This window comes from Treponema sp. UBA753 (genome assembly GCF_002297325.1).
Classification (GTDB): domain Bacteria; phylum Spirochaetota; class Spirochaetia; order Treponematales; family Treponemataceae; genus Treponema_D.
In genome coordinates, this window is record NZ_DBKJ01000066.1 from 485 (window position 1) to 5927 (window position 5443).

Sequence of the window (5443 nt, forward strand, 5' to 3'; positions counted from 1 at the left end):
ATCCGCGGTCATGGCTTACAAAAACAATTGTTCCGCCAAAACTTTTCAAAGCCTCAAGCAGAACATCTTTTGAATGCATATCAAGATGGTTTGTAGGCTCGTCAAGAACAAGAAGATTCACAGGACGAAGCAAAAGTTCAAGCAATGCGATACGGGATTTTTCTCCACCGGAAAGCACATTGATGCTTTTAAAAACATCGTCGCCACGGAACAAAAACGCGCCAAGCATATCGCGGAGTTTAGGGACAAGTTCAAGAGGCGCATTGTTTTCCAAACGCTCAAGAATTGTTTCACTGCCATTTATTTTTTCCGCGCTGTCCTGACTAAAATATCCAACTGAAACTCCTGCACCAAGTTTTACTGATCCTGAAAAATCCTGATCAATTCCTGCAATGATTCTAAGCAAAGTTGATTTTCCGGCTCCATTTCTTCCTGCTACAACAAGACGCTCTCCGTTTTCTACAACAAGATTCAAATTTTTTATTACATCAGGTCCGCCGTAATTTTTGCAAATATTTTCCAACGTAAGAACAAGACGGCCGGCATGAGGTGCTTCTGGAAAACTAAAATGAATTTTTTTAAGGTTCTCTGGAATTTCAATTTTGTTTTCAAGAATTTTATCAAGCATTTTTTGACGCTCTTGTGCTTGAGCAGCTTTTGTCGCCTTGTATCCAAAACGCTTTATAAATTCTTCAAGATGCTGAATTTCCTGCTGCTGCTGTTCATAGGAAGCAATCAGAGAGTCAAGTTCAACTTTGCGCACTTCCTCGTAATGCGAAAAATTTCCAGGATAACGTTTTAAAGTTCCATTAAAAAGTTCATAGACTTCATTTATTGTGTGATCCAAAAAATAACGGTCATGGCTTACAAGCAAAAATCCGCCTTTAAAATCTGCAAGAAATTTTTCAAGCCAATTGCGCGCCTCAATATCAAGGTAGTTTGTAGGCTCGTCAAGGAGAAGAATGTCCGGACCACACATAAGGGCTTTTGCAAGCGCAATACGCATCTGCCATCCGCCAGAAAATTCTTCAGTCCTTTTTGTAAAATCAGAACGCTCAAAACCAAGGCCAAGCAAAACCTGCTCAGCAAGAACTTCACGCCTATACCAGCCGCTGTTTTCTAGTTCAGCCAAAAGTTCTGAATGCTCAACTGCAATCTTGTTTGAGTTTTCAGGATTTGACTTTAAAAGCTCACCAAGAGAATCTGCCTTATTTTGAATTTCGTATCCCCAGTCAAACGCCTTGTCCGCCTCTTCCTTTAAAGTGCAGCCTGAATGAACAAGCCCGCTCTGCGGAAGATATGCAATGCGCGCATTTTTTTGAGCAATACGTTCTCCAGAATCAGGTTCTGAAATGCCAGCCATTATTTTTATTAAAGTTGACTTTCCCGCTCCGTTTGCGCCGGTAAGAGCAGCCTTTGTTCCTGCTTGCAAATTTACAGAAACGTTCTTTAAAATATCTCTGTCGCCAAATGCAAGAGAAACTTTTGAAAACTGAATAAACGCCATAAAAAACCTATTTTTATAAGCCAGTCGAAAGAATTAGAGTTTTTAGAATTTTGAAACTGGCTCAGTTATTTTACTTTTGAAAAAACAAAACCATAGAATTCGCAGGAAGAGAAACTGAATAATATTTTCTTCCAAAACTATCGTCGTATTTTTCAACTATATTCGCATAAGCAAGCCTAAGTCCGTTTACTTCTTTTTTATAAAGGAAATTGACTTCACGGCTGGCATTTTCAAAATGGAATGTTGCAACTCCGTCCCACGAAGATTTAAGAGTTCCGTCAAGGAAATATTTCATTTCAACAATTCCAAAACCTTTTGAGCCTGAAGGAATTACAGACGGAACAAGTTTAGAAAATCCACTCCATCTGAAAATATTTCCATCATTAAAAGAAAGCGTTCCATAGTTTCCGCTTTTGAAATCAGGTCCAAGAGATTGGATAGATTTATAAAGACCTTGCCGCTTGTTTTTTTCTGCAGAAACTATTTCATCAATTTTTACATTTCCATCAAGCGAAACAAAATTGTAACTCTTTGGTTTCCCGCCTTCATCTGTGTATTTTACAATTATGAATTTTGAATTCCGCGGAACAATTTCAACAGGAGCATTTTTTGCCTTGTAATCTCCATTGTCGGATTTTTCAAATTCAGAATACGGAAAACTTACATTTAAATTTGGAAGACTGATTTTTGTAGTGCCAGAACTATAGCCTGAATCAAAACCGTACCCCGGAACAATGTAATTCAAGTCAATCTGCTTTTTAGAAATCATGGCTCTGTAATATTCAGGATACCAGGCAGTTGAAAGAATTTTTTCAAGAGTCTCGTCAGTTTTTTGAGACTCAACAACTTCCGATCCAATTCCGTAAGTTCCATCCAAGTTCATTTCAAAAAGCCTAAGATTGTAGCTAAAGCACCAGCCTTCAGTTCCGTTGTCAGTAATAACATGAAGCCATTCACCAGGAAGAGGAACACCGCCGTTTGTAGGAGAAACGCCCTTGCCTTTATAAAGCGTGCGGATAACTTCATTTTTGCGCAGACGGTAAACTTGCTTTGAAGTGTTCACTTGCTCCGCGCGGATTGGAAGTCCGTCTAAAACACAAAAAGCGTATTTTCCTTTGTACTCAGAATATTTTTGTGCGCGCTTCAATGCTTTAGATTTTGATTCAGGAACGGAAAGTTTCCATAGAGGAACTTCTATTTTTTCTTTTGTTTCAGGAACTCCAATTACATAAACTTTAGAAATGTTTGACTTTAAATAAACAGGAACAACTGTTCCATCTGGAATTTCTTTTTCGCCGACATTCCATAATAGAACTCCATATCCAATAATTCCAGAGCATGAAGAAAAAATCAGCATAAACAATGAAAATGCAAAAAGAAAGAATCTGTTTTTCATGGCGGATATTTTACAAGATTTTATCATAAAGTTCTACAAATGAAGCAAAATTGAATTTTTATATTTTTTGATATAATATGAAAACATGAAAGACGAAACAATTCCATTAAGAAAAGACATCCCTGCAGAATACAAATGGGATCTTACACAGCTTTATAAAACAGATGAAGAATGGGAAGCGGACCTTAAAAAGATTCCTTCACTTGTAAAAAATTTCGCATCATTCAAAGGAAGACTGTCGGAAAGCAGCAGCATTTTTCTTGAAGCTTTAAAAGCAGATGAAGCGCTTGACCGTCAAATTGAAAAAGTCTATCACTACGCAAGCCTTAACAATGAGGCTGACCAAGGAGACAGAGCCGCACAGGAAAAATACAGCCGTGTAATGATGGCATACACAGCAGCTTGCTCTGAAACAAGTTTTTTTACACCGGAACTTCTTGCAATTCCAGATGACAAAATAAATTCTTGGATAGAGCAGCCAGAATTTAAAGACTACAAAATATACATTCAAAAAGCGCTTCATGCCAAGCCGCATATTTTAAGCGAAAAAGAAGAACGCATAATGGCTCTTCAGTCTGAATCAGGTCAGACAGCCTCAAATGTTTTTTCACTTTTAAATGATGTTGACATGAATTTCGGAACTGTAGAAGTTGAAGGAAAACAGCTTCCGCTCACGCATAGCACTTGGAGCGACTTTGAAGAAAATCAGGACAGAAAAATCCGCAAGGAAGCTTATGAAAAATTCTACGGAGTATTTGAAAGCCACGCAAACACCCTTGCAGCCTTGTATTCAGGTTCTGTAAAAAATGATATTTTTCATGCACGGGCACGCGGCTACAATTCATCTTTGGAAGCAGCTCTTTACGGTGATAAAGTTCCTGTGAGTGTTTATAAAAATCTTATAGAAACAGTCCACAAAAATCTTGACACCCTGCACAGGTATTATAAAATTCGCAGAAAAGTTCTTGGAGTTGAAGAACTTAGGCACTATGATGTTTATGTTCCGCTAGTAAAATCTGTAAAGTCAAAAATTTCTTATGACGAGTCTGTTGAGATTGTAAGAAACGCACTTGCAGTTTTAGGAAACGAATACACAGACACACTTTGCGGCGGACTAAAAGGAGGCTGGGTTGACAGATTCGAAAACAAAGGGAAAAATTCTGGAGCATTTTCAAGCGGTTGCTATGAAGGCTATCCGTATATTCTTTTAAATTACAAAGACACTTCATTGCGTGATGTTTACACAATGGCGCATGAGGGCGGACATTCAATGCATTCATGGTACAGCGTCCGCAACAATCCATTCATGTCTTATGAATACACAATTTTTGAAGCTGAAGTCGCATCCACATTTAATGAAGAACTTGTGTTTGAGTATCTTCTTAAAAACGCAAAAAATCATGAAATGAAAAAATATCTCTTATCTATGCGCGCCAACGACATTCTTGCAACTTTGCACCGCCAGACAATGTTTGCAGAGTTCGAGCTTAAATGCCATGAAGCTGTAGAAAACAACGAGCCTTTAAGCACAGAAGCAATCCGTAGCATTTACAGAAAACTTTTAGAGCAGTACTTCGGACCTGCAATGAAATTTGAAAAATCCAGCGACATGGAAGGACTTCGCATCCCGCATTTTTACAATGCATTCTATGTGTATAAATATTCAACAGGTATTTCCGCAGCCCTTGCACTTGCAAAGAGAGTCGTCAACGGAGGAAAACAAGAACATGATGACTACTTTAAATTCTTAAAATCCGGCGGCTCAAGATACCCAATTGAAAGTTTAAAAGTCGCAGGCGTAAACATGGAAAGCACAGAACCTGTACAAGCAGCTCTTGACACATTCAAAGAACTTGTTGATCAGCTAGAAAAAGAACTTATGTAAAAAACTCGGCATATAAAAAAATCACAAACCACCCGTCAAACGGGTGGTTTGCACTTAGCCTATAAGGCTAGGGTCTCAAGCTGAGACTTAAGTCCCAAGCTTTCACATACGTTCAAGCCTATTGCAGCTTGTCACTCACAGGCTCTTAAAGAGCCTTTGGTACTACTTACTACCCTTAAAAGGGTCTTCGTATTCTTTTTCACTAACTTTGTCCATCGCAATATCATGAGATTCTTGTTCGCGGATATACTTTGCAATTGTAGCTTCATTCAAGCCAACTGTGCTTACGTAATATCCTTCTGCCCAGAAATGGCGGTTCCCGAACTTATATTTCAGGTTTGCGTGCCTGTCGAATATCATCAGGTTGCTCTTGCCTTTCAGGTATCCCATGAATTGCGACACGCTGTACTTGGGTGGTATGTATGCTCACCAGCATATGGATATGGTCGCTCATCAGATGCCCTTCTATGATTTCCACGCCTTTGTAGTTGCACAGCTGCCGCAGTATTTTCCCCTATGCTTTCCTTGTACTGTCCATATATTGCTTTTCTTCTGTACTTTGGTGTAAATACTATGTGGTATTTGCAAAGCCATTTTGTATGGCTCAGCGAGTCTCTTATATTTGCCATTCTTCTTTCCTCCTTGGTGTTTTGCA

General features: G+C 38.8%; 3 protein-coding genes and 1 pseudogene. 1 reads left to right on the forward strand and 3 read right to left on the reverse strand.

Going from position 1 to position 5443, the window contains the following annotated elements:
- Positions 1–1507, reverse strand: a 1507-nt coding sequence (gene abc-f / locus B4C08_RS05830; protein ID WP_296663910.1) for a ribosomal protection-like ABC-F family protein, incomplete at its 3' end; no start/stop codon positions are given.
- Between the two features lie 70 nt (positions 1508–1577).
- A complete protein-coding gene (locus B4C08_RS05835) occupies positions 1578–2903 on the reverse strand; it encodes an SH3 domain-containing protein (RefSeq protein ID WP_296663912.1) in 1326 nt (441 codons plus the stop codon).
- An 85-nt stretch (positions 2904–2988) separates the two neighbouring features.
- Between B4C08_RS05835 and pepF the strand changes: the two genes are divergently transcribed.
- Positions 2989–4788, forward strand: a complete 1800-nt coding sequence (gene pepF / locus B4C08_RS05840) for an oligoendopeptidase F (RefSeq protein WP_296663914.1) — start codon at positions 2989–2991, stop codon at positions 4786–4788.
- Between the two features lie 162 nt (positions 4789–4950).
- On the opposite strand, the pseudogene tnpA reads toward pepF, so the two are convergent.
- Positions 4951–5417: pseudogene (tnpA, locus tag B4C08_RS05845) on the reverse strand (IS200/IS605 family transposase).
- Positions 5418–5443: the final 26 nt, after the last annotated feature.

Coding starts and splice junctions, on each gene's coding strand:
- B4C08_RS05835 (WP_296663912.1), bottom strand. CDS start 2,903: ATGAAAAACAGATTCTTTCTTTTTGCATTTTCATTGTTTATGCTGATT.
- pepF (WP_296663914.1), top strand. CDS start 2,989: ATGAAAGACGAAACAATTCCATTAAGAAAAGACATCCCTGCAGAATAC.